This window comes from Nicoliella sp. ESL1120 (assembly GCF_058508515.1).
In genome coordinates this window covers 233,899-255,398 of record NZ_CP196383.1, presented here as the reverse complement: position 1 = coordinate 255,398, position 21,500 = coordinate 233,899, and the positions used below count along the sequence as shown (strand labels likewise).

At 39.4% G+C, this 21,500-nt stretch carries 23 protein-coding genes; 15 read left to right on the top strand and 8 right to left on the bottom strand.

Annotation, left to right across the window (positions count from 1 at the left end; all coding sequences use genetic code 11):
* Positions 1-15 precede the first annotated feature (15 nt).
* From mnmG to lepB (ACSYTE_RS01170), 3 genes are all read left to right on the top strand, one after another.
* A complete protein-coding gene (gene mnmG / locus ACSYTE_RS01180) occupies positions 16-1,941 on the top strand; it encodes a tRNA uridine-5-carboxymethylaminomethyl(34) synthesis enzyme MnmG (protein ID WP_491716902.1) in 1,926 nt (641 codons plus the stop codon).
* Positions 1,942-2,082: 141 nt separating this feature from the next.
* Entirely contained in the window at positions 2,083-2,736 is a 654-nt protein-coding gene (lepB, locus tag ACSYTE_RS01175; protein WP_491716901.1) for a signal peptidase I, read from the top strand.
* A gap of 127 nt (positions 2,737-2,863) precedes the next feature.
* A complete protein-coding gene (lepB, locus tag ACSYTE_RS01170) occupies positions 2,864-3,508 on the top strand; it encodes a signal peptidase I (RefSeq protein WP_491716900.1) in 645 nt (214 codons plus the stop codon).
* 51 nt (positions 3,509-3,559) lie between these two features.
* Here lepB (ACSYTE_RS01170) and ACSYTE_RS01165 read toward each other — a convergent pair whose 3' ends face one another.
* Both ACSYTE_RS01165 and ACSYTE_RS01160 read right to left on the bottom strand, forming a co-directional pair.
* Positions 3,560-3,859: a hypothetical protein gene (locus ACSYTE_RS01165; protein ID WP_491716899.1), complete on the bottom strand. Its 300-nt coding sequence runs from the start codon at positions 3,857-3,859 to the stop codon at positions 3,560-3,562.
* A gap of 21 nt (positions 3,860-3,880) precedes the next feature.
* On the bottom strand, positions 3,881-4,720 hold the full coding sequence (locus ACSYTE_RS01160) for a helix-turn-helix domain-containing protein (RefSeq protein ID WP_491716898.1): 840 nt from the start codon (positions 4,718-4,720) through the stop codon (positions 3,881-3,883).
* Positions 4,721-5,014: 294 nt separating this feature from the next.
* Here ACSYTE_RS01160 and ACSYTE_RS01155 point away from each other — a divergent pair, with 294 nt between their 5' ends.
* From ACSYTE_RS01155 to ACSYTE_RS01135, 5 genes are all read left to right on the top strand, one after another.
* Complete coding sequence (locus ACSYTE_RS01155; RefSeq protein WP_491716897.1) at positions 5,015-5,437, top strand: hypothetical protein; 423 nt, start codon at positions 5,015-5,017, stop codon at positions 5,435-5,437.
* 130 nt (positions 5,438-5,567) lie between these two features.
* A complete protein-coding gene (locus ACSYTE_RS01150; protein WP_491716896.1) occupies positions 5,568-6,884 on the top strand; it encodes a C1 family peptidase in 1,317 nt (438 codons plus the stop codon).
* A 21-nt stretch (positions 6,885-6,905) separates the two neighbouring features.
* Complete coding sequence (locus tag ACSYTE_RS01145; RefSeq protein WP_491716895.1) at positions 6,906-8,231, top strand: C1 family peptidase; 1,326 nt, start codon at positions 6,906-6,908, stop codon at positions 8,229-8,231.
* Positions 8,232-8,321: 90 nt separating this feature from the next.
* Positions 8,322-8,522, top strand: a complete 201-nt coding sequence (locus tag ACSYTE_RS01140; protein WP_491716894.1) for a DUF6440 family protein — start codon at positions 8,322-8,324, stop codon at positions 8,520-8,522.
* A 14-nt stretch (positions 8,523-8,536) separates the two neighbouring features.
* Positions 8,537-8,887 (top strand): DUF1516 family protein, encoded by a 351-nt coding sequence (locus ACSYTE_RS01135; RefSeq protein WP_491716893.1) that lies wholly within the window; start codon positions 8,537-8,539, stop codon positions 8,885-8,887.
* A gap of 26 nt (positions 8,888-8,913) precedes the next feature.
* Here ACSYTE_RS01135 and ACSYTE_RS01130 read toward each other — a convergent pair whose 3' ends face one another.
* Positions 8,914-9,567 (bottom strand): hypothetical protein, encoded by a 654-nt coding sequence (locus ACSYTE_RS01130; RefSeq protein ID WP_491716892.1) that lies wholly within the window; start codon positions 9,565-9,567, stop codon positions 8,914-8,916.
* Positions 9,568-9,707: 140 nt separating this feature from the next.
* Here ACSYTE_RS01130 and ACSYTE_RS01125 point away from each other — a divergent pair, with 140 nt between their 5' ends.
* From ACSYTE_RS01125 to cls, 4 genes are all read left to right on the top strand, one after another.
* Positions 9,708-10,001 carry a toxin-antitoxin system HicB family antitoxin gene (locus tag ACSYTE_RS01125; protein ID WP_491716891.1) on the top strand — a complete coding sequence of 98 codons (294 nt, stop codon included), beginning with the start codon at positions 9,708-9,710 and terminating at the stop codon, positions 9,999-10,001.
* Positions 10,002-10,018: 17 nt separating this feature from the next.
* Positions 10,019-10,840 (top strand): SPFH domain-containing protein, encoded by an 822-nt coding sequence (locus ACSYTE_RS01120; RefSeq protein WP_491716890.1) that lies wholly within the window; start codon positions 10,019-10,021, stop codon positions 10,838-10,840.
* A 113-nt stretch (positions 10,841-10,953) separates the two neighbouring features.
* Positions 10,954-11,466 (top strand): hypothetical protein, encoded by a 513-nt coding sequence (locus ACSYTE_RS01115; protein ID WP_491716889.1) that lies wholly within the window; start codon positions 10,954-10,956, stop codon positions 11,464-11,466.
* A 208-nt stretch (positions 11,467-11,674) separates the two neighbouring features.
* The gene (cls, locus tag ACSYTE_RS01110; protein WP_491716888.1) at positions 11,675-13,120 is read left to right on the top strand and encodes a cardiolipin synthase; all 1,446 of its coding nucleotides are present in this window, start codon (positions 11,675-11,677) and stop codon (positions 13,118-13,120) included.
* 190 nt (positions 13,121-13,310) lie between these two features.
* On the opposite strand, the gene ACSYTE_RS01105 is transcribed toward cls, so the two are convergent.
* From ACSYTE_RS01105 to serC, 5 genes are all read right to left on the bottom strand, one after another.
* A complete protein-coding gene (locus tag ACSYTE_RS01105) occupies positions 13,311-14,117 on the bottom strand; it encodes a manganese catalase (protein WP_491716887.1) in 807 nt (268 codons plus the stop codon).
* Positions 14,118-14,701: 584 nt separating this feature from the next.
* Complete coding sequence (gene pyrE, locus ACSYTE_RS01100; RefSeq protein ID WP_491716886.1) at positions 14,702-15,340, bottom strand: orotate phosphoribosyltransferase; 639 nt, start codon at positions 15,338-15,340, stop codon at positions 14,702-14,704.
* Positions 15,341-15,345: 5 nt separating this feature from the next.
* Entirely contained in the window at positions 15,346-16,056 is a 711-nt protein-coding gene (gene pyrF / locus ACSYTE_RS01095; protein ID WP_491716885.1) for an orotidine-5'-phosphate decarboxylase, read from the bottom strand.
* Between the two features lie 180 nt (positions 16,057-16,236).
* On the bottom strand, positions 16,237-17,397 hold the full coding sequence (locus tag ACSYTE_RS01090) for a phosphoglycerate dehydrogenase (RefSeq protein WP_491716884.1): 1,161 nt from the start codon (positions 17,395-17,397) through the stop codon (positions 16,237-16,239).
* Positions 17,398-17,410: 13 nt separating this feature from the next.
* Positions 17,411-18,493 carry a 3-phosphoserine/phosphohydroxythreonine transaminase gene (gene serC, locus ACSYTE_RS01085; RefSeq protein WP_491716883.1) on the bottom strand — a complete coding sequence of 361 codons (1,083 nt, stop codon included), beginning with the start codon at positions 18,491-18,493 and terminating at the stop codon, positions 17,411-17,413.
* Between the two features lie 379 nt (positions 18,494-18,872).
* Between serC and ACSYTE_RS01080 the strand changes: the two genes are divergently transcribed.
* The 3 genes from ACSYTE_RS01080 to ACSYTE_RS01070 are packed head-to-tail and all read left to right on the top strand — an operon-like array spanning position 18,873 to position 21,409.
* A complete protein-coding gene (locus ACSYTE_RS01080) occupies positions 18,873-19,496 on the top strand; it encodes a histidine phosphatase family protein (RefSeq protein WP_491716882.1) in 624 nt (207 codons plus the stop codon).
* Positions 19,497-19,506: 10 nt separating this feature from the next.
* A complete protein-coding gene (locus ACSYTE_RS01075; RefSeq protein ID WP_491716881.1) occupies positions 19,507-19,971 on the top strand; it encodes a PH domain-containing protein in 465 nt (154 codons plus the stop codon).
* Positions 19,961-21,409 (top strand): PH domain-containing protein, encoded by a 1,449-nt coding sequence (locus ACSYTE_RS01070; protein ID WP_491716880.1) that lies wholly within the window; start codon positions 19,961-19,963, stop codon positions 21,407-21,409. The genes ACSYTE_RS01075 and ACSYTE_RS01070 overlap by 11 nt, the downstream gene beginning before the upstream one ends.
* Positions 21,410-21,500 lie beyond the last annotated feature (91 nt).

The window sequence follows — 21,500 nt, the reverse complement described above, 5'->3', positions numbered from 1 at the left end:
TTTTTGGAGGAAATTATGAGTGAAATTTTAAGTCACGTTAAGCAGACTTACCAAGGACCAGACTATGATGTGATCGTGGTTGGGGCCGGACATGCTGGTTGTGAAGCGGCATTAGCAGCGGCCAGAATGGGCAACAAAACATTATTACTTACGATCAACTTAGAAATGGTCGCATTTATGCCATGTAATCCTTCTGTTGGAGGGCCTGCCAAGGGAATCGTGGTGCGTGAAGTCGATGCCCTGGGTGGTGAAATGGGTCGCAACATTGATAAAACCTACATTCAAATGCGGATGCTAAACACGGGTAAGGGCCCTGCAGTGAGAGCCTTACGGGCCCAAGCTGATAAGCATGCCTACCACCGCGCAATGAAGCAAACGATTGAAAATCAACCGAACTTGACGTTACGGCAGGGAATCGTTGATTCATTGATTACCGAAGATGGGGTTTGTAAGGGTGTCGTTACCAACACTGGTGCTAAATATAACGCTAAAACGGTGGTTCTATGTACTGGAACTGCTGCTCGTGGTCGCATTATTATCGGTGAGTTACAATACTCATCCGGGCCTAATAATACCCAACCAGCCCTAGAATTATCCAAGAATTTGGAGAATTTAGGCTTTAAATTAAAGCGGTTCAAAACTGGAACTCCACCACGGGTTGATGGGAATACGATTGACTTTAGTCAAACGACTGAACAACCTGGTGATGAAGAAGTGAACCACTTCAGTTACGAAACGCCAGATAGTCAATACCTTGACCTTAAGAATCAACTGTCATGTTGGTTGACCTACACCAATGAAAAGACCCATGAAATCATTCGGGAAAACTTAGGGCGGGCACCAATGTTTAACGGAACCGTTGAAGGAATTGGACCTCGTTATTGTCCTTCGATTGAAGATAAGGTCGTGCGCTTTGCTGATAAGGATCACCACCAGGTCTTTTTGGAACCAGAAGGACGCGAAACCCAAGAATACTACGTGAATGGGATGTCGACTTCAATGCCAGAAGAAGTTCAACAAAACATGATTCATTCAGTTGCTGGAATGCAAAATGCTGAATTGATGCGGCCTGGTTATGCGATTGAATATGACGTTGTCGATCCATACCAATTGAAACCAACCTTTGAAACTAAGGTATTAAAGAATCTTTATACTGCGGGGCAAACCAACGGGACTTCAGGTTATGAAGAAGCAGCGGGACAAGGGATGTACGCTGGAATTAACGCTGCATTACGCGCCCAAGGTAAGGATCCATTGATTTTGAAACGGAACGAAGCCTATATTGGAGTTATGGTTGATGATCTGGTAACTAAGGGGACCAACGAACCATATCGGTTATTGACTAGTCGGGCTGAGTATCGATTACTTTTGCGGCATGATAATGCTGACATGCGGTTAACTGAAAAGGGATACGAATTAGGCCTTATTTCAGAAGAACGGTATCAAGCATTTTTAGCAAAGAAAGCAGCTGTGGAGGGTGAAATTGAACGCCTGAACAGCATTCGGATCAAGCCGAACGATGAGGTCAACCAATTTATTCAAGAACACGGGGATAAACCGTTACAAGATGGGGTTTTGGCCTCAGTATTTCTACGGCGCCCATATGTTACCTACAACATCTTGAAGCGTTTCATTCCAGAACCAGCTAAGCCACTTGGTCGGCGGGTGATCGAACAAGTTGAAATTCGTACTAAGTACGCTGGCTACATTAAAAAGGCTGAAGAAAACGTTGAAAAATTAAAGAAGATGGAAGCAAAGAAGATTCCTGAAAACATTGATTATGACGCAATTGACGGTCTGGCAACTGAAGCACATCAAAAACTCAAAAAGATCCAACCACACAGTATTGCACAGGCATCACGGATTAGTGGAGTTAATCCTTCTGATATCGCGATCTTAAGTGTTTACATTCAACAGGGACGGATTGCCAAAACTAAATAATCATTATTTAAGAAGTCATGTTGGTATTAAAATGCCAACATGGCTTTTTAATTTTTTCTTATAAACTAATTAAATTAGTATTTAATTTTTAAAAAAGGTATATATTAGTTATAAATTACATAAATTTAGGAGTTTTTCAAATTGAAAGAAAATAAAATATTCCAAGCGATTCGTGACTATGTTTTTCCAGTCGTGTTTGCAATTGTGCTCGTGGTTTTATTAAGGGTTTTTGTTGTTGATAAAATGCGGGTCAGCGGGCCGTCAATGCAGCCTAACTTAAACGATAAGGAATTATTGGTCGTCTGGAAGCTAGCACCGATTAAGCATCAGAGCGTGATTGTTTTTGATGCTAGTGGAGTTGATCCTAGCGCAACCCCGACTGCTGATTATTATGTTAAGCGGGTTATTGGGTTGCCTGGGGATAAAGTCGCCTTTAAAGATGGAACCGTTTATGTTAATGATAAAAAAGTCCCACAGACTTTCATCAGTAAGTATGAAGCAACTACTGGGACACAAGTCCAAAATACTTCTGATGGGATTCCAACCTTTAAAAATTGGGATTTAAAAACCCTATCTAAGTATTGGAAGGTTGATCAAGGTGCCGTTACCGTGCCAAAGGGTAAGTACTTTGTACTAGGTGACCACCGTAGTGTTTCTAATGATAGTCGTTACTGGGGATTCGTTCCAAAGGATAAGATTATGGGCGTGGTTCATGTTTATGGTTGGCCATGGCCGTTCAATAAGTACAATACAAATAGTCAGCAACGTTATAACATCAATTCGTTGGGATATTAGAATTAAAAGTACCTGTGGATAATTTATCCACAGGTACTTTTTTAAGAAAATATCAACATCGCAAACATTTGCTATAAAATGTTATAATATGAATAAATTTGTCAAAATTGAAACGGGAGACGTTATTGTGAAATCAGAAAATAGAGTGATTCAATTTATCTTGGACTATATTTTACCAATTGTGGTAACATTGATAGTCCTTGGATTAGTAAACAACTTTTTAATTACTAAGGTGCGAGTAAGCGGTCCTTCGATGGAACCGAACCTTAAGAACAATCAATCCATTGTTGTTTACCGCCAAGCAAAAATTAAGCATCTAAGTGTGATTGTTTTTAATGCTTCTGGAGAAGATCCCCAAGCATCTGGGAATCCCGATTATTATGTGAAGCGGGTTATCGGACTTCCTGGTGACAAGGTAGCTTTCAAGGCTGGGACGATTTACGTTAATGATAAGAAGGTCTCCCAAACGTTCATTAGTAATTATGAACAAACCACGGGGACTCAGGTGCCAACTTATAAGATTACAAATTGGGACATTAAGAAATTAGCTGCTAATTGGCCGAAGAATAAACAAGCCGTTACGGTTCCCAAGGGTGAATATTTTGTATTAGGTGATCACCGAAGCGTTTCTAACGATAGTCGTTACTGGGGCTTCGTTCCAAAGGATAAGATCATGGGAGTTGTTCACGTCTTTGAATGGCCATGGCCTTTCAACAGCAATAATACTAATAAACAACAACAAAAGAATATTAATTCTTTAGCATATGAATAAAAAAGAAGTTCACATCAATCATGGTGTGAACTTCTTTTTTATTTTTAATAGCTAAATAATATTTATTTTCATTAGAACATTTTGAATAATAGAGTTAAAGTTTGCTTCTGTGAATTGACCTTGCCAAATAATATTATTATTGCCATCCAATACTTGATAATCTTTTGATTCTGAAACAGGCGCTAGTGTAATGTTGATAACACCATTATTGTTTTGGAAATGTTTGACCGAAACATTCCATGTTTTGTGATCAGCTTGGGCTAAAGATTGAACATCTTCAGTAGTTGCTAAGTCACCATTTTGAACTGCCGTTTCAGCATACATCCGAATGTGTTGTTTAATGTTAATCATAATATAATCAGGATCCTTTTATTATGCGTTAATACTTTCAAATCCGTTGTATTGTTCAAATAAATTAGCGAATTTTTGATAATTCTTTAACAAAGCGGGTTCTAAATTAAGTTCTTTACCAGCTTCAAAAGCGGTGTTGAATAGTGAATTCATAAAGTAAGTCGTGTGGAGTTGATCATTTAACTGAATTCCAGTCTTTGCAACCCGCATCGTTTTTTTAAATTCATTAGTTAAAATGTAGTAGTGAGCTAATTGATTACAAATAAAGATGACCTGAATAGAACTGTAATCAAGGCCCTTTTCTGACTTGTAGCTCTTGATAAATTTATCCGCAATGTTGAAGTAGTATTCAGCATTACTGATCTTATCAAGTTTTTTGTAGGAATCACCCTTAATTGTGTAAGCCAAGGTTGTGTAAACGTTAGCATCTTCACTACGGGTGCTTGCAAGAACTTTATCACATTCAAAGATAGCATCTTCGAATTGTCCCTGTCTAAATTTTAAGAATGCGTTGATGAATTGAAATTGGACCAGTGCTTCAGCTTCGATTTGATAATTCTTTAGCTTAGCGATATTGCTTTCAATCTCATCTGCATTTTCATGATTGTAGTTATATAGTGAATGTTCAGCATTATTCAAAAGTGCATCTACGTCACTATCTGGACGGCTAAAGTCAGAAAAGACATCGTTTAATGTGAGGTCAATTCTTTGACATAGCTTGATTAAAATCTTAGTAGTTGGTGGCACATTGTGCTTTTCAATCTTACTAATTGTGTTTTGAGTACAAATATCACTTGCCAAATCAGTTTGGGTGATATTCTTTTCCTTACGTTGTTGAGCAATTTTACTTCCTAAAAACATATTAATACCTCTCACTTAAAAACATATTTTTTACTGAAAAAGTTCTAAAATTTCACTAACAAAAAGTATCTATCATTCACAAATTAATATGTTATCACAATTATTAAATAAATAATACATGAAAATAGCCACCTTTATAAAATTTTTTGATAATCTTTATTTATATAGATAATATTTAAAAATATGTTTCAAAAAATGCTAAAAATCAGCTAAATCCAATAGATAATAGTAATTGTTTATCTAATATAATGGTATAATTTAACCTGTATTAATATTGAGAAAGGATATGATTTAATGAAGATGATCGATACAATTGAATCTGCTGTTGAATCTGTTAAAGCAAATAGTAACTACAGCATTTCAGATTTAAAAATCATCCCAGAAACACCTTACTGGGCAATGGTGGGACTTGTTAATGAGGGAGATTGCGAAATCCAGTTCCAAGTTCATAACGACCATCAAGTTCGGGTATTGATTCCACTTCAATTGGAAGACTGGGGTGTTTTTGATATCAAGGATTATCCAGAACTATCCACTGTAGAAAACTACTTTGAAAAGTTACCTAATCATCGGGTCGATGGTAGTGATTTTAAAATTTATTATTATCGTCCATACCATTGTTTAACGACCACTGTTGATTTAAATGATGTTAATTTAACTGCTGTGATTGAAAAAATGACAAGCACTTATGATGATATTGCCAAATCAAAAGCTTAGTTGATTGCCTTGATTGAGGGCTCCTTGTTAAGGGGGCTCTTTTTTAATTCTACTAATTTGCTTTAATTGGGTGAAAATTATAGTATAGTTACAAATATTTTTAAAACTATTAGCGTAGGGGGAATCGAGAATGGCAAATGAGTTAAATAACACCGATTTAGAACGTTTTAAATCTGCATATAATCGGCAACCACAAGCAGACGTTATTTCGAGAGCAATCCAGGAAAATGGAATTAATAAGGTTGCGATTGATAATCAAGTAAAAGTACGGTTAAATCCAACATTCTCAATTGATTTAAAAGCAAGTGAAAATGATCAAATCACTGATCAAAAACAAGCTGGTTTTTGTTGGATGTTTGCATTAATGAATGTTTTACGGCATGAATTTATTAAAAAGTATAATGTAAAAGGATTTCAACTATCATCTAACTTCTTATTCTTTTGGGATAAAATCGAACGGGCCAATGCATACTATGATCAAATTATTAGAACGGCTGCTAAGGATACAAGTGATCGTGAATTATCAGTGTACTTATCATCACCAGATGAAGACGGTGGTGAGTGGGATATGGCCGTTGCGCTTGTCCAAAAGTATGGGGTATTGCCAGACGCAGCATTTCCAAGAACGCAAGTTGCTAACAATACCGCTGAGTTCGACCGATTATTGTCATTCAAACTACGACGGGATGGAATGAAGCTTCGCGAACTAATTAACAATGGTGCCAACCCAGATGAAATCAGTAAATTTAGAAAACAAATGTTAACTGAAGTTTACCGCATTGTTGCGATGAGTATTGGCGTACCGCCAAAAACGTTTGATTTTGAATACCGAGATGATAAGGACAATTATCATATTGATAAAAATATTACCCCCAAACAATTTTATGATAAGTATTTTGGAATTGATTTGAATCAATATATTTCCGTATGTAATTATCCCCATCGTGCTTATAACAAACTATACCAACAATCAGTATCGGATAACGTGGTAGGGGGCCAACACATTCATTATTTGAACTTACCAATGGCGGATCTAAAACGAATGGCGTTACAACAGCTAAAGGATGGCGAACCAGTTTGGTTCGGTAACGATGTAGGTGCTCAATCCGATACTAAACCAGGATTACTGGATAGTAAGCTATATCGTCGTGATCGGTTATTTAATGTTGATTTAGACATGACTAAGAAGCAACGTTTTGAATATTCTGAGGCGCAAGCTTCCCATGCAATGACGTTCACCGGAGTCGACGTTATTGATGGAAAGACGACTAAATGGCAAGTAGAAAATAGTTGGGGCAGCAAAGTCGGTGAATCGGGCTATTTCACGATGGCTGATGACTGGATGGAAGACTTTGTTTATGAAGTGATTGTTAAAAAGCAGTATTTAACTGATGAACAGCAAAGAATGCTCACACAGACCCCAATCGAATTGAACGCATGGGATTAATATGAAATTGGAGGAACGATAATGACAGAAAATAATAATAAATTAACTGATGCTGACATTGCAGCACTTGAAGAAGATTATGCTAAGCAACCTCAAGCAGATGTAATTGCTCGTGCAATCCAACAAAATGGTGTCAATAACGTTGCAAAGGATCCAAAAGCTGCCGTTCGGACTAACCATGTTTTTTCAGTGGAAGTTAAGACCGGTGGAGTGACTAATCAACGGCAAAGTGGGCGTTGCTGGTTATTTTCGCTTACAAATAACTTACGGCATCAATTTGCTGAAAAGTATGGTGTAAAGGACTTTGAACTATCGCAAAGCTACCTCTTTTTCTGGGATAAAATTGAACGTGCGAACATTTTTTATGATCGGATGATTAGTACGGCTAATTTACCAACTACAGATCGAACAGTTCAATTTTATCTTGCGGGGCCTGGTAATGATGGTGGCCAATGGGCAATGTCAGCTGCGTTGGTCCAAAAATATGGGGTCGTTCCCACGAGCGTTTTCCCAGAAAATAACGTTACCAAAAATACTCGCGACCTTAATTCATTATTGAACTTAAAATTACGGCGTGATGGAATGCGTTTACGGAATTTAGTGAATGACGGCGTTAGTGATGAAGAACTAACGCAAGCACGGCAAAAAATGTTGAGTGAAGTTTACCGCATCGTTGGGTATTCAGTCGGGGTTCCACCTGAAAAATTTGATTTTGAGTATCGGGATGATAAACAAAACTACCATTTAGACCAAGGGTTAACTCCCAAGCAATTTTTTGATAAGTACTTTACAGATGATCTGGATGATTATGTGGTACTTTCTAATGCTCCTGATAAGGAGTACAACCAACTATATAGTTTGCCTAGTCAAAATAACGTTGTCGGTGGCAAACAAATTCAATTTTTAAATCTACCAATGAATGTTTTGAAGGCAACTGCCATTCAACAACTAAAGGATGGCGGGACCGTTTGGTTTGGCAATGACGTTGTTGAACAATCGGAACGCAAAGAGGGGATTTTAGATGCTAATCTTTATCATCGAGCTGAATTGTTTAATATTGATCTGGTGATGAGTAAAGCCGAACGTTTTCAATACCATCAAGCTGAAGTTTCACATGCAATGGTGTTAACTGGAGTTGACTTAGTTAATGATGAACCCGTCCGTTGGAAAGTAGAAAATAGTTGGGGCGATAAGAACGGCAATAAGGGTTACTTTACTATGGATGACAGCTGGATGGATGCATTTGTTTACGAAGTAGTGATCAATAAGAAGTATCTTTCCGATGCCCAACGCGATTTATTGAACCAATCGCCAGTCGAATTAGCTCCATGGGATTCCCTAAGTTAAATTGTAACGAAAGCGTAGGACTGATGTAATTCAAGTCATACGTTTTTTTGTGGTAAAATAAATGGGAAAGAGACTGGGGGCGACACACAGATGGCAAAACGCTTTAAATTATTAGAGGAATCTTTTACTGGCGTTTCAGTATATGTTGATCGTGAAACTGGCGTTGAATATGGTGGATATGGTAGTTCTTTGATTCCACTGTTGGACGCTAATGGTTCCGTTAAAATTAATGCCAAAACTGCCGAAAAGTTATTGGCTGAAAAAAGGCGAAAAAAAACAAGGGATGACTAGTTGGGGGAATTAGGATGCTATTATGGCTTCACATCATTTTTGCTTTGATTATGATTATCTCTACAGTGATGGCCCTATCGCTTAGTAGTGGCAACCAATTCTATGTAATGATAGTTCGGTTTTGTTACTTAGTTTTTATTGTTAGTGGAATAGTTTTATTCCCGCACGCCTGGGCGCGCAGTCCATTTCTTGCCGTGGCTAAAGTAGTTGCAGCGTTTGGATTAATTGGTGTCATTGAGGTTTCATTTGCAAAACAAAAGCATAATCAACTCAATAAACGGATGGTTTTAATTTTAGCGACGCTTCTAATAGTAGTAATTTTACTAGGGGTTATCGTTGCTGGTGGCCATCCGTTTGTGAGATAAAAAAAGACACTCAATGAGTGTCTTTTTTAACCCCTTTTGATCACTGCAACTCCCTTATTTTCAGGCATTTCACTGTTGTTTAATAGGAAAACGTTTCCGCCAAATCCAATGACGGTAATGGCAAGGTCATTTAAAATATGGTTTTTAGCTTCTTGGGAAGCAGCAGTATTAATAATTAGGGCATCGATTCGTCCAGCTGGTGCTAGCTTTACAATGTCGTCTAATTTATCACTGGTTAGTTCCATTTGACTAGCTTCATGGTAGTGCACTTTAATGTTTTTGATTGCTGCATCAAAAAGGTGATGTGATCTTTGGATGTGCTTGAACTGGGTATCCATGATTAGTTCAATGATTTTCATGGTATCATCCATAATGATCGATTCATTAACTTCATGGTTTAATTTAAATACTTTTAAAATTGTTGGACCAACATAAATCGCAAGCCCCTTGGTATTTCTCGCGCCGAGCATTCTCGGAATCCGCATTTTATTGAATTTATCTTGATATGGAGACCAATCTTTATCGGGATATTTATTAACAAAGGAATTTTTCACCCGATTACCTAAATTGGTAACAAAGTCACGATCACGAACGTTATCAAGTGGGACAAAAATTGAAATAAATGGTCCTGGTTGTGATTCCAAAGTTAACATACTGCGTAATTGTAAGTTAGTAGCCATCCATGAGTCCTCCAAGTCTTATAATAATTATAATTTAGTATATCACGATTTATATTTTGGTTGTAATAATAACAATTAATGTGATAATGTTACACGTGAAACAATTTAGGGAGGTGTGAAACATCAAGTTTACAATCAATTTGGATGCGCAATTAGCCGATCAAATTAAGCGCGCTGCTGAAGTTGAACATCGGACGGTCGATGAATATATTAAAAATGTGTTGAGAACGACCGTTAAAAGTGGTACCTTAGAGCAGCGCCAGTTTGTTGGCCGCACCGTGAGTGGGGATCAAATTAGCAAAAAGAGCAGACTGGTTTTAATGCAGGGGATTTACTACCGTTATGACCTACTGAATGAATCACAACCATCTGCTTCGGCAGAATATGAAGTGGTGGGGACCAATGGAAACGTGTTATTGCTTCGGCAAAAATAAAAAAGGAGGCCTTTAAGATGCCATTTGGATTAAAAATCGTTAAACAAAATTGCGAAGGGTTAGTTGAAACCCTAGGGAAGTACAGTCGAACCGTTCAATCAGGGTTAAATGTTTACGTTCCATTTTTACAAAAGATTAGGACCGTTAGCCTTGCAATGCGCCCAATCTCATTGAAGAAGTATTCGATTATCACTAAGGATAATGCGGAAGTTTCCGCTAGCGTGACTTTAAATTATCACGTTACTGATTCAGCTAAATACCAATATGAAAATACGGATTCAGTTGAATCAATGTCCCAATTAGTGCGGGGGCATTTACGTGATATCGTGGGGCGAATGGACTTGAACGAAGTGCTCGGCTCCACTGCTAAAATTAACCAGGATTTAGCTGAGGCCATCGGTGATTTAACTAATACATACGGAATCAACGTTGACCGCATTAATATTGATGAATTGACACCATCTTCAGCGATTCAAGAAGCAATGGATAAGCAATTAACCGCTGATCGGGAACGTAAGGCTGAAATTTCAAAGGCCGAAGGGGATGCCCAGTCAATTCAACTGCGGACCAAGGCACAAAACGAAGCCCTAATTGCCACTGCTAACGCCAATGCCAAAGCAACGCGAATTAAAGCTGATGCTGAAAAATATCGAATTGATACGATTCAGTCTGGATTAGCGAATGCTGATGAAAAATACTTTGAAAATCAATCGATCAATGCCTTTGCTGGATTAGCTCAATCTGATAGTAACTTGATCGTGACACCAATCGATCAAGCTGATCAATACGGTCGGATGGCGAGTTTAAAGAAGATTTGGGATGCCAATGATAAAAAGTAGCTTCAGTTATTTAATTTAAAAAGCGATATTAAAAATATCGCTTTTTTGCTTTTAAAATTAATTTCTGATATATTTAAATTGTTTCATATTGATTATCAACGGAGATGATATTTATGGTTCTTAGAAAGAAATCATTACTAAGCATGTTATTATTAACTTCACTAGCTGGTTCGATCTTTGTTGCTAGTGATTTTGAAACGAAGGCAAATGCAAGTAAGCCTACATATGTAAAGTCTTTTCCTAAGAGTATTCAGGGGACTTGGTATACTTACATTGGCTTTGATGGCAGCAAGAAAAAGTTATATACACTGCATCTAAATGCAAGTGCAACGAAATTCCATCCTTATAATGCAAAGCTTCAAAAGGAAGTTTCTAAGACGGGTGCTTGGTCATATGCAACTGTGTTTAAGTATAATGGCAATACCTGGTATAATTTCCGTGGTTGGCAACAATCTGCTGGAGACGGGTCTTTTTATAGCGTTAAAACAATTGGGGGTCATCGGGTGTTAACCGAAGCTGAAGGAGCTACGATTTCAGTTATCGCGCATTACTACCAGACCAAATCACTCGCCAAGAAAATTGGTCCAAAAAAATATAGTGGATTTGATTACCAATCAGGCTATTAAAATGTAAGAACTAAATATTATTTTCTGAGCGTCCTAATTTGAGGGCGCTTTTTTCATTTGATAATGAATGGTGTAAGATATAAATCAATACACGATTGTGTATTAGTAATGCTGGTTGATCAGTAAAATTAATAATCCTATCTTTTCAAAGCAAAAGCGTATAATTAGAAATACTAGATATTAAAATTAGGAGGGATTCGTGATATAGATGCTAACCAATATTATTGATGTAATTATTTGGATTAATGCGGGACTAGCGTTGTTGACCGTGTTTAGACAAAAACGTGATATTGCAGCCACCTGGGCGTGGTTATTGGTACTCTCGTTTTTACCAGGGGTGGGCTTTATTATCTACGCTTTTTTGGGGCGGAAGCTCCCCAAGAAACGGTTATTTAGATTTCAAGCGCAAAACGTTGCCAACATGCGCAAGATTTTGGATAAGCAATTAGGGATGTTTAAAAACGTCCAGTCGATTCCAGCTGATCGGGTGGCTTATAAGTCACGGGGACTGATTCGATTATTTGATAATATGGACGATTCATTCCTAACCCGTAAAAATGCTGTCACCGTATTTACCGATGGCAATCAACTTTTTAATCGGTTGTTGACCGAGGTTAAAGCTGCTAAGCACAGCATTAACATTGAATTTTACACTTTTTATAGTGATCAGATTGGGACTCAAATGCGTGATTTGTTAGTTGAAAAGGCTAAGCAGGGGGTCACGGTGCGGGTGATTTATGATAGTTGGGGATCGATGGGAACCAATGCAAAGTTCTTTAAACCACTTACTGAAGCTGGTGGAATTGCAGAACCATTTTTACATACGCATTCAGCCATTTTTGATTTTCGGATTAATTTTAGGGATCACCGCAAAATCGTTGTAATTGATGGCAAGGTAGGCTATGTCGGTGGTTTTAACATTGGTGATCAATACCTGGGGCGCAAGAAAAAGTTCGGCCACTGGCGTGACACCCACATTCGCGTGGTTGGCGCCGGGGTGTTCGGGTTGCAGTCGCAGTTCATCCTAGATTGGAACGCCACTGACGATAAGCATCCAATGGATGACGACAGTCCAGAACACTTCCCTGTAACTGAGGTGGATGGAAGTACTGATATGCAAATCGTGACCAGTGGGCCTGATTCTGATATGGAACAAATCAAGGTCGGCTACATTAAGTTGATTCAAATGGCGGAACGGACCTGTTGGATTCAATCGCCATATTTGATTCCAGATGATAGCATGATTGATGCGCTCCGCATTGCTGCGATGTCAGGGGTCGATGTTCGAATTATGGTACCATGTAAGCCGGATCACCCATTCGTTTATCGGGCGACGCAGTACTATGCTCGCCAACTAGCTGATGATGGAATTAAAATCTATTTCTACCAGAATGGCTTTATTCATTCTAAAACAATGGTAATTGATGGGAAGGTCGCTTCAGTCGGGTCAGCCAATCTTGATTACCGCAGCTTTAAGCTGAATTTCGAAATTAATGCGTTTATGTACGATGAAAAAATCGGCGAAGAGCTAGTTAATATTTATAAACAAGATATGGCAAGTAGTAAGCTGATTACATCGGAAATGTTTAGTCAACAATCAAGGTGGCTGCGGTTTAAGCAGCAATTTAGTAGACTATTGGCACCAATCTTATAATAAACAAAGTCATGATTTAATCATGTAATGTTAAGACGTTAGTGTCAGTTGATATTTATCTAAGGGGATTAAAAAAATAACTTTAACGCAAAAAAACGGCACTGAAAGTAAATTCAGCGCCGTTTTTTTAATTATTAGGCTTACTTACGATACTTATGCATCATAAGCAAGTGAAGTGATTCAATTTAAATTAACCTTGGTTGTTCTTGAAGCGTGGATCAGCAGGCTTAGTTTTTGGAATGCCACCCATTGCTTCAGGGTTTTCTTGGAATTCGAACTTGTGACCATCCTTAGCCACTTGTCCTTCAAAGGCCCGAGAACCGTCGCCATCAGAGAAGTTCATGATGGTGTGGGCAAATTCTGAATGTTCGATGTCACCCATGTCACCAGGGACGATCACACCGTATTTTTCTTCCAATTCTTCTTGAGCCTTCATGAATTGAAGTTGGTGTTGAGTTTCACGAGCTAATAAGAACTTAAGCATGTCGCGAACTCCTTCATCTTCAGTCATGTAGTAAAGTCGGCTAACTTGAAGGCGGGCTTCTGATTCACGAACCACGTTGAAACGCATGTCGGCAACGAGGTTCCCACTTGAAGTAACGTAACCGGCGTTCCAAGCGGCACCGTTAGGGTTGTTAAGACTAGCAGTCATTCCGTGAACGAGACCGTGTTCTGGATCCATGCCACCAATAACGGCAGCTAGGGATGGGTCCTTCTTAATTGCTTCTTCAGTCGCAGTGGTTGGGGCCCCTTCTAAAAGGTAACCAATCATTGTGGAGATCATTTCAACGTGACCGATTTCTTCTGTCCCTGTATCGAGAAGTAAATCTTTATATTTTTCATCTCCAGTTGATGCCCAACCTTGGGAAAGATATGACATCATCCCAGTGGTTTCACCCCATTGGCCACCAAGAGCTTCTTGTAGACGACGTGCCATTAATGGATCTGGACGATCAGGCTTAGCGTTGTATTGCAATTTACGAGTGTGTTTAAACATAAAGATTTTCCCTCTTTCTTAAAATATAATGTTCTGAAACAGAATTCATAACGATAATAATTAATTACATCGTGTACGATATAATATACCACGACCTATTTTGTGTGTCTATTATTATCTTTCATAAATGGATCCAGAAGGGGCAATTTAGCAGATTCATATCAACGATAAAATGCGCCATGGCCGAATTTTATCACGAAATCAAAAATATTAATTTTTTTGATTCGCATACTAAAATAAAAAAGCCAGTTCGAATTTTAAGTTCGAACTGGCTTTTAGTTTAGGCTTGTTTGCGAGTGGCACAATCACAATGTCTAGAATTGGCATTAGTGGCTTGTTGCTTGTTTTTAGCTTCTGTTTTTTCCATTGATACTTTACTCATGGTAATTAATTCCTCCCCGTCAATAGATAAAAAGACCACACAGCCCCGTATGGTCTTTTTATAGATTTCAAAAGAAAGTTTTTAGGATAGTAATAATTAGCTCAATACATTGGATATTCACAATGTACATTATTGTAATAATAGTACAAAAAAGATACAAAATCAAGCGATTCGTCACTTTTCCTTAAAACATGCCTAACTTTTATTTACCCCAACTCCATGGATCTTGGCGCCACTTTAATAGTGATTTATGATCTTCAGGAGTAATCAATGATTCATCCTTAGCCTGTTCAATTAAGCTAGAATAGTTAGTGAGGGTGGTCAATGGAATTTTGGCATCTGCAAAGTTTTTAGTGCTGTCTGATAGTTCATAGGTAAAAATAGCAGCAACCCCAATGACTTTTGCATCAGCTTCTTTATCAACCGCCTTAGCAGCATCTAAGACACTACCACCAGTTGAGATTAAATCGTCAATCAATACGACCTTTGCATCGGCTGGGAGATGGCCTTCGATTTGCCGTCCTTGACCGTGGTCCTTAGGCTTGGAACGAACGTAGACCATTGGTAAGTTTAGTCGATCTGCAACTAGTGCGGCATGCGGAATCCCTGCAGTTGCTACCCCGCCGATTACGTTGGCTTCTGGATATGCAATCTTAATCATGTTGGCCAGGCCATCGGCAATTTGGGTTCTTAAATCAGGATAACCAATCGTGAGTCGGTTATCAGTGTAGATCGGCGATTTGATTCCACTAGCCCAGGTAAATGGCTTGTTGGGTGATAAAGTGACTGCGTTGATTCTGAGTAGTCCTGATGCGATTTGTTTTTCAATTTTAAGTGCCATGTTAATTATCCTTCCCATTCTTGTTTAATAATTTGATATGCAGCTTGTGGGTCTTTCGCCTGGGTAATTGCCCGTCCCACAACGATTCCGTTACTACCCAATTCACGGGCTTGAGCGGGAGTGGTGATTCGTTTTTGATCATCGGTACTATTATTTTTCAACCGAATCCCTGGGTTGATACATAGAAATTCGTTGCCAGCAGCATCATGAATTAGTGGCGTTTCTAGTGCTGATGAGATGGTTCCATCGGCTCCATTGGTAGCGGCTAACTTAGCTAAGTGGGTGACTGATTCTTTGAGACTAGCGTCAACTAATTGTTCTGATTGCATTTGCGCTTCTGAAGTGGATGTTAATTGGGTCACCGCTAATAATTTTGCAGGGGTGCCATTAATGGTCTGACTCCCGTTGATTAAACCGCGCTTGGCAGCTTGAATCATTTCAGCTCCACCAGCAGCGTGGATCGTGGTCATTTGAACGTCGAGGCGCCCAATTTGTTCTGCCGCTTTTTCAACGGTGTGGGGAATGTCATACAGTTTTAAATCAAGAAACACTTTGACGCCCATTTTACGTAATTTAGTAATAATACTAGGTCCCGCAAAGTAAAATAATTCCATCCCAACCTTTACAAATAGTTCTTCAGGATGGGTAAACCGATTTAGAAAATCAAAACAAATTTGTTGGTTTTTAAAATCCAGCGCAATAATAATTGGTCTCATCAGTTTCACCTTTCTATATAAAAAAGCCGACCAGTCTGTAAGACTAGCCGGCTTTAAAGCACTCCCGATTAAGCGGAAATGGATAGAAATATGCACCGTCAATTGCTAGCCTCACAGGACTAATTTAAAATGCTTTGTAATTACATGTATTCTACCTTGAATATAATTATTAATCAAGGCTTATTTTTGATTCTTAATGACCCGTACTCTAATCACGGCATTGATTTGGGATAGGTTATCAATTACTGCTTGGGTTGGTTCTTGATCTAAATCAATGACAGTATAGGCAGTGTGTTCCTTAGCGGCGTTACTCATTCCTTCGATGTTTAAGTCGTAATCAGCCACCTTAGTAGCGATTTGTCCCACCATGTTTGGAATGTTTTCGTGAATTAACGTAATTCGGTAAGGAGTATTGAATGGAACGTTTAAGTCGGGCAGGTTTAATGCGCCCTTAACGTTTCCAGTTTCGAGGTAGGTCATGATGATGTTGGCACCCCGAACGGAGCCGTTAGCTTCTGCTTCTTCAGTTGATCCACCAATATGGGGAGTGACAACGACATCGTCGTTATCGCGAAGAATGTCTTGACCAAAATCAGTGATGTATGAAGCCACGTGCTTAGCGTTAATTGCATCTACGACGGCTTGGTTATCAACAATGCCTAGGCGTGAGTAGTTCAATAGGTGGACGCCATCTTTCATGGCTTTAATTTCATCTGCACCAATTAATCCAGTCGTGTCTTCTGTCTTTGGAACGTGGACGGTTACAAAGTCAGCGTCGCTAATGGCTGCCTTCATTGAATTAGCACGTTCAATTTGGTTCGAAACGTTCCAAGCGGCATCTGATGAAAGGAATGGGTCAAAACCAATTACTTCCATCCCTAAGTCGCGCGCAGCATTGGCAACTAATGAACCCACGTGTCCCAAACCAATAACGGCTAATTTCTTGCCTAGTAATTCAGTTCCCTTGAAGCGGTCATTGGTCTTCTTCATCAGTGAGATATCGATGTCAATGTGTTCAGCAGTGTACTTGGTTACTGAGAATAAGTGACGAGCGGAAGCTACGAGCATGGCGATCACTAATTCTTTGACGGCATTGGCGTTACTACCAGGGGTGTTAAAGGCTGCGATTCCGGCTTCGGTAACGCGGTCCAATGGGATGTTGTTGAAACCAGCACCAGCCCGAGCAATCACCTTTAACTTTTCTGGAAATTCTGCTTCGTGTAGGTCAACAGAACGAATTAAGTATGCATCTGCATTATCAGTTTGGTTAACTTGGTATTGATCTGATAAGTGGTCGATTCCGGCTTGTGAAATTGCGTTATAAGTTTTTACGTTGTACATTTTAAAATTCCTCCTAGTGGGTTTGTTCAAATTTGTGTAGGCAATCAACTAATGCTTTGGCACCATCAATTGGCATGGCATTGTAAAGACTGGCTCTAAGTCCGCCAACGCTTCTGTGGCCCTTAACGCTCATAAGATCGTTTTGGGTCGCAAAGTCAACGAATTGAGCATCTAAATCTGCGTTGCCAGTCGAGAATGTGATGTTAGTCAATGACCGTTGTGATGGTTTGACATGGTTCTTGAATAATTTGGATTCGTCAAGATAGTCGTATAATACGGCTGCCTTTTGTTTGTTGATCTTTTCCATTTCATCAACGCCGCCGAGGTTTTTAAGCCACTGTGTAACTAGCCCTGCGACATAGATTGGAAATACTGGTGGCGTGTTGAACATCGAATCTTTTTTAACGTATGGTTCATAATTCAGAATCTTTGGCGTGTGTTCTGCAGGGTCGATTAAATCTTTTCTAACGATGACGATCGTGACCCCAGCGGGTGCCAGGTTCTTTTGTGCTCCTGCAAAAATCAATCCAAAGTCACTTACGTTGTAACGTTCTGCCATGAAGTTGGATGACATATCACCTACGAGGGTGATGTCCTTATGGTCAGGCAGGATGGCATTGTGATAAGTAGTACCTTCAATCGTGTTATTGAGGGTTGTGTATAGGTAGTCATATTCACTAGATGATAGTTCGCGATCTGGATATGGTAGTGATTGGTACTTTTCAGACTTGGTATTACCAACGACATCCACCGTATAGCCTAAATCAGCAGCTTCGGTAGCAGCTCCAGATGCCCAATGGCCACTATCGAGCAATGCGATTTTACGATGATGATTGGCTAGGTTAAGTGGTACGGCAGCAAATTGACCAGTTCCACCACCTTGACAAAATAGGACTTCATAATTATCAGGAACTTGAAGCAGATCTTTCAAATCTTGCTTAGTGTTATCCAAAATATCTTGAAAACGCTGGGTACGGTGTGAGATCTCTAAAATGCTCATTCCGCTACCCTGGAGCGATGGGAGCTCCCTTTGAATTTGATCCATGACTGGCTTTGGTAAGACCGCTGGACCAGCTGAAAAATTATAAACTGTCATCAATTAAGACCCCTTATGTGGATTTTTTATAAAAAAGTGGAAACAAAAAGCCCCCGCAATAATTTCACTGCGGGAGCTTCTTCAAGGGTATAATTCCCGGTCCCGCAGTGATGTAGAAGACATCTATGCAAGACCAGACTAAAGTGTCATTTTAAATAGGCCTACATAAATGTCACTGTAGACCGAGAGGAACTTTTTGAGCTAACGATATTAAATTTATTTAGATTATAAATAGTAATGTTCATTAGAAATCCTCCCCTTCTTTATAACCTAAATTTAACACACCTCTTTTTAAAATGCAATATAAAATTAAAAATGCTTTTGTTTTGAGATATTAGATATGAGATAATTATAGAAAATTAACCTTGGAGGGACCAACATGACTGATTTTTATTTTGTACGCCACGGCCAGACCGCTGCTAATGCGGCGGGCTTAAAGCAGGGATGTATTAACACCCCGATTACCTATCTTTCTGAGAAGGGTAAGCAACAAGCCCAAAATTTATACGAAAACTTTGATATTTCCTTTGCGGATCGGATTATCGCTAGTCCTTTGAAGCGGACTCAAGATACGGCTGCTTATTTGAACCAGACTGCGAAACTCCCGATTACTTTGGATAAACGGGTGCTAGAAATTTCATATGGTAAGTGGGATGGTAAGAAGAATGCTGACTTACAAAGAGACCATCCTGAAGTGTTCGATCCTGTCTTAAACGATGTATTACCATCATATTCATTGTTAGCAGATGGTGAAACTTTTGATTCTGTGATTCAACGGGTTGATGACTTTATGCTTGACGTTAATAAGCAAGGTGTTGACCAAAAAATCATTGTAGTAACGCATGGCTTTACGATCAAAGCCGCTGTTTTAGCTGCACTAGGCAACCCGACAGACGTAATGGTGATTCAAGAACCAGATAATACGACGGTGACAAAAATTACCCTACAAAATGATAACTACTATGTAAAGTACTTTAATCGAAGTGCTGACGCAGACTTTTAAGGAGCGAACCATGCAAAGTTTACCCAACCGTGTTAAGTTAGTATGGCTATTTAGCGCCTTGATCGAGGCCTGTTTTTGGGTGCTCGGCAGCGTTGCTTACGCCTTTATTATTAATATATGGTCGTGGTTACCGCATTTCGGGACATTCATTATCATTGGTCTAGGAATCCTGTCCGTTGTCACGCAATTATTGTTGATTCCATACCGTTATCGTTTCTATCACTTTCGGGTCAACGAGACCGACGTTGAGATCGAAAAGGGCTTCTTTTTTAGACACCACATTGCAATTCCGATCGCGCGGGTGCAAAACGTTGATTTGAATCAGGGACCATTGTTGATCAGCCAGAAGTTATACCAGATCGACATTGATACTGGGGGTTCGAGCCATTCAATCGATGCCCTCACCAAGCAGCATGCCGAAGAGTTAAAGAATCGGGTCATGCAACTAGCATTGGAGGCCAAGAATGCACAATAAACACTTGCATCCGTTGGCGATATTAATGTTTATCGGTGAAGCGGTTAAAAATGGGTGGGTTACCCTGGTCGTTTTTTTCTTAGCGAATCGGAATCCATTTTTAAGCGTAGCCATCTTTCTGGTTTTAATAGCGCTTTTAGCCGTTATTAAATACGCTACCTTTCGCTACTCGATTTTGCCGAACGAGCTATTTATTCGTCACGGAATTATTTTCAAGAAACAACGCCACGTTCCATATGATCGAATTCAAACGATTCAAAATCGGCAGTGGTTCTTCTTGCGACCGTTCGGAGTCGAAGAGGTGGTAGTCAACACCGCTGGATCAGACGACCGTAAGAGTCAGGTTAAGCTCCCCGCAGTTAATACTTCGATCGCACCGTTGATCGAAAAGTATCATCGCAATGCAACTGGCAGTGAAGTTCCAGAAGAGCAAACCACTGAACAAGAATTACATTCAACTCAAGCTAAATCGGGAGATCAATACCGCATTAACGGTACAGACATGTTCACGTTTGGACTGACCGATATCCACTTTTTCGGTGAAATTTTTGCCCTTGTGGCGATCTTGAACGAATTACACTTGAACGTAGGAAGCGCAATCAATGTTTACAATAACTTTGCGACTAGCATTTACCGTATCGTGGAGTCAATCATCTTTTTGGTGCTACTGTTGATGCTAGTTGGGTTAGTCAAAACATTCATCAAGTTTTATAAGTTCACCTTAACGAAGCAGGGTGATCATCTGGTGATTGAAAAGGGCTTTTTCCAACGTAAGACGATTAATCTGCCGATCAATAAGATTCAAGCGGTGATTTTTAAGCAAAACGCAGTTCGGCAACTATTTCACTTAACGACCGTTCAAATGGACTTGGTCACAAACTCTGGTCGTGATGATGAAAAAAGTGTCGTAACCGTAATGCCCGTGGTCAAGGATCAACAGGCGTTTCAAGTCGTGAATCATTTTATTGACTTAATTCCCAATCGGCAAATTAATTTTAAGGCTGGTGATCGCTATAGTCAGTGGCTCTTTGCTAGAAACGGCGTGTTTTGGGTCCTGGTCTTTTTAGGTTCGTTAACTGGGGTTGCCTTTTTTACCCATTTCGGTAGTACCTGGATGGTAGTCCTCACGGTGATTATCGTTGTCCTGGCGATTTTAAATGGAATCTATAAGGGGCGGGTGACTGCCGTAACGCAGATTAGTGCAGACCAAATTGCGGTTCAGACTGCCAGTTTATTAACCCGTGAGACCCAGATAATCAACTGGCACCAAATTCAAAGCATCAACCTCCGTCAGTCGATTTGGATGGTACGTTCCAAACGCGCCCACCTATCAATTGATATTCGCCGCGGGTTTAAAGCTGAAGCAAATGATTATCGTTACCTGCCAGAGCAACAGGCACGGGCGATTTTTGATTGGTACCGTAATTTTGTTAAATAGTATTGATTGGAATCAAGTTAAAATATTTCAAAAAGCCATTATTAAGTAATCATTAAAGCAATTAAGTAGTGATTAAATCAATTAACATCAA

Coding starts and splice junctions, on each gene's coding strand:
- ACSYTE_RS01145 (WP_491716895.1), top strand. CDS start 6,906: ATGACAGAAAATAATAATAAATTAACTGATGCTGACATTGCAGCACTT.
- ACSYTE_RS01070 (WP_491716880.1), top strand. CDS start 19,961: ATGCACAATAAACACTTGCATCCGTTGGCGATATTAATGTTTATCGGT.
- ACSYTE_RS01120 (WP_491716890.1), top strand. CDS start 10,019: ATGCCATTTGGATTAAAAATCGTTAAACAAAATTGCGAAGGGTTAGTT.
- pyrE (WP_491716886.1), bottom strand. CDS start 15,340: ATGGCACTTAAAATTGAAAAACAAATCGCATCAGGACTACTCAGAATC.
- serC (WP_491716883.1), bottom strand. CDS start 18,493: ATGACAGTTTATAATTTTTCAGCTGGTCCAGCGGTCTTACCAAAGCCA.
- ACSYTE_RS01150 (WP_491716896.1), top strand. CDS start 5,568: ATGGCAAATGAGTTAAATAACACCGATTTAGAACGTTTTAAATCTGCA.
- ACSYTE_RS01160 (WP_491716898.1), bottom strand. CDS start 4,720: ATGTTTTTAGGAAGTAAAATTGCTCAACAACGTAAGGAAAAGAATATC.
- ACSYTE_RS01080 (WP_491716882.1), top strand. CDS start 18,873: ATGACTGATTTTTATTTTGTACGCCACGGCCAGACCGCTGCTAATGCG.
- ACSYTE_RS01115 (WP_491716889.1), top strand. CDS start 10,954: ATGGTTCTTAGAAAGAAATCATTACTAAGCATGTTATTATTAACTTCA.
- ACSYTE_RS01130 (WP_491716892.1), bottom strand. CDS start 9,567: ATGGCTACTAACTTACAATTACGCAGTATGTTAACTTTGGAATCACAA.
- ACSYTE_RS01075 (WP_491716881.1), top strand. CDS start 19,507: ATGCAAAGTTTACCCAACCGTGTTAAGTTAGTATGGCTATTTAGCGCC.
- ACSYTE_RS01105 (WP_491716887.1), bottom strand. CDS start 14,117: ATGTTTAAACACACTCGTAAATTGCAATACAACGCTAAGCCTGATCGT.
- ACSYTE_RS01140 (WP_491716894.1), top strand. CDS start 8,322: ATGGCAAAACGCTTTAAATTATTAGAGGAATCTTTTACTGGCGTTTCA.
- ACSYTE_RS01165 (WP_491716899.1), bottom strand. CDS start 3,859: ATGATTAACATTAAACAACACATTCGGATGTATGCTGAAACGGCAGTT.
- ACSYTE_RS01135 (WP_491716893.1), top strand. CDS start 8,537: ATGCTATTATGGCTTCACATCATTTTTGCTTTGATTATGATTATCTCT.
- pyrF (WP_491716885.1), bottom strand. CDS start 16,056: ATGAGACCAATTATTATTGCGCTGGATTTTAAAAACCAACAAATTTGT.
- cls (WP_491716888.1), top strand. CDS start 11,675: ATGCTAACCAATATTATTGATGTAATTATTTGGATTAATGCGGGACTA.
- ACSYTE_RS01155 (WP_491716897.1), top strand. CDS start 5,015: ATGAAGATGATCGATACAATTGAATCTGCTGTTGAATCTGTTAAAGCA.
- ACSYTE_RS01090 (WP_491716884.1), bottom strand. CDS start 17,397: ATGTACAACGTAAAAACTTATAACGCAATTTCACAAGCCGGAATCGAC.
- mnmG (WP_491716902.1), top strand. CDS start 16: ATGAGTGAAATTTTAAGTCACGTTAAGCAGACTTACCAAGGACCAGAC.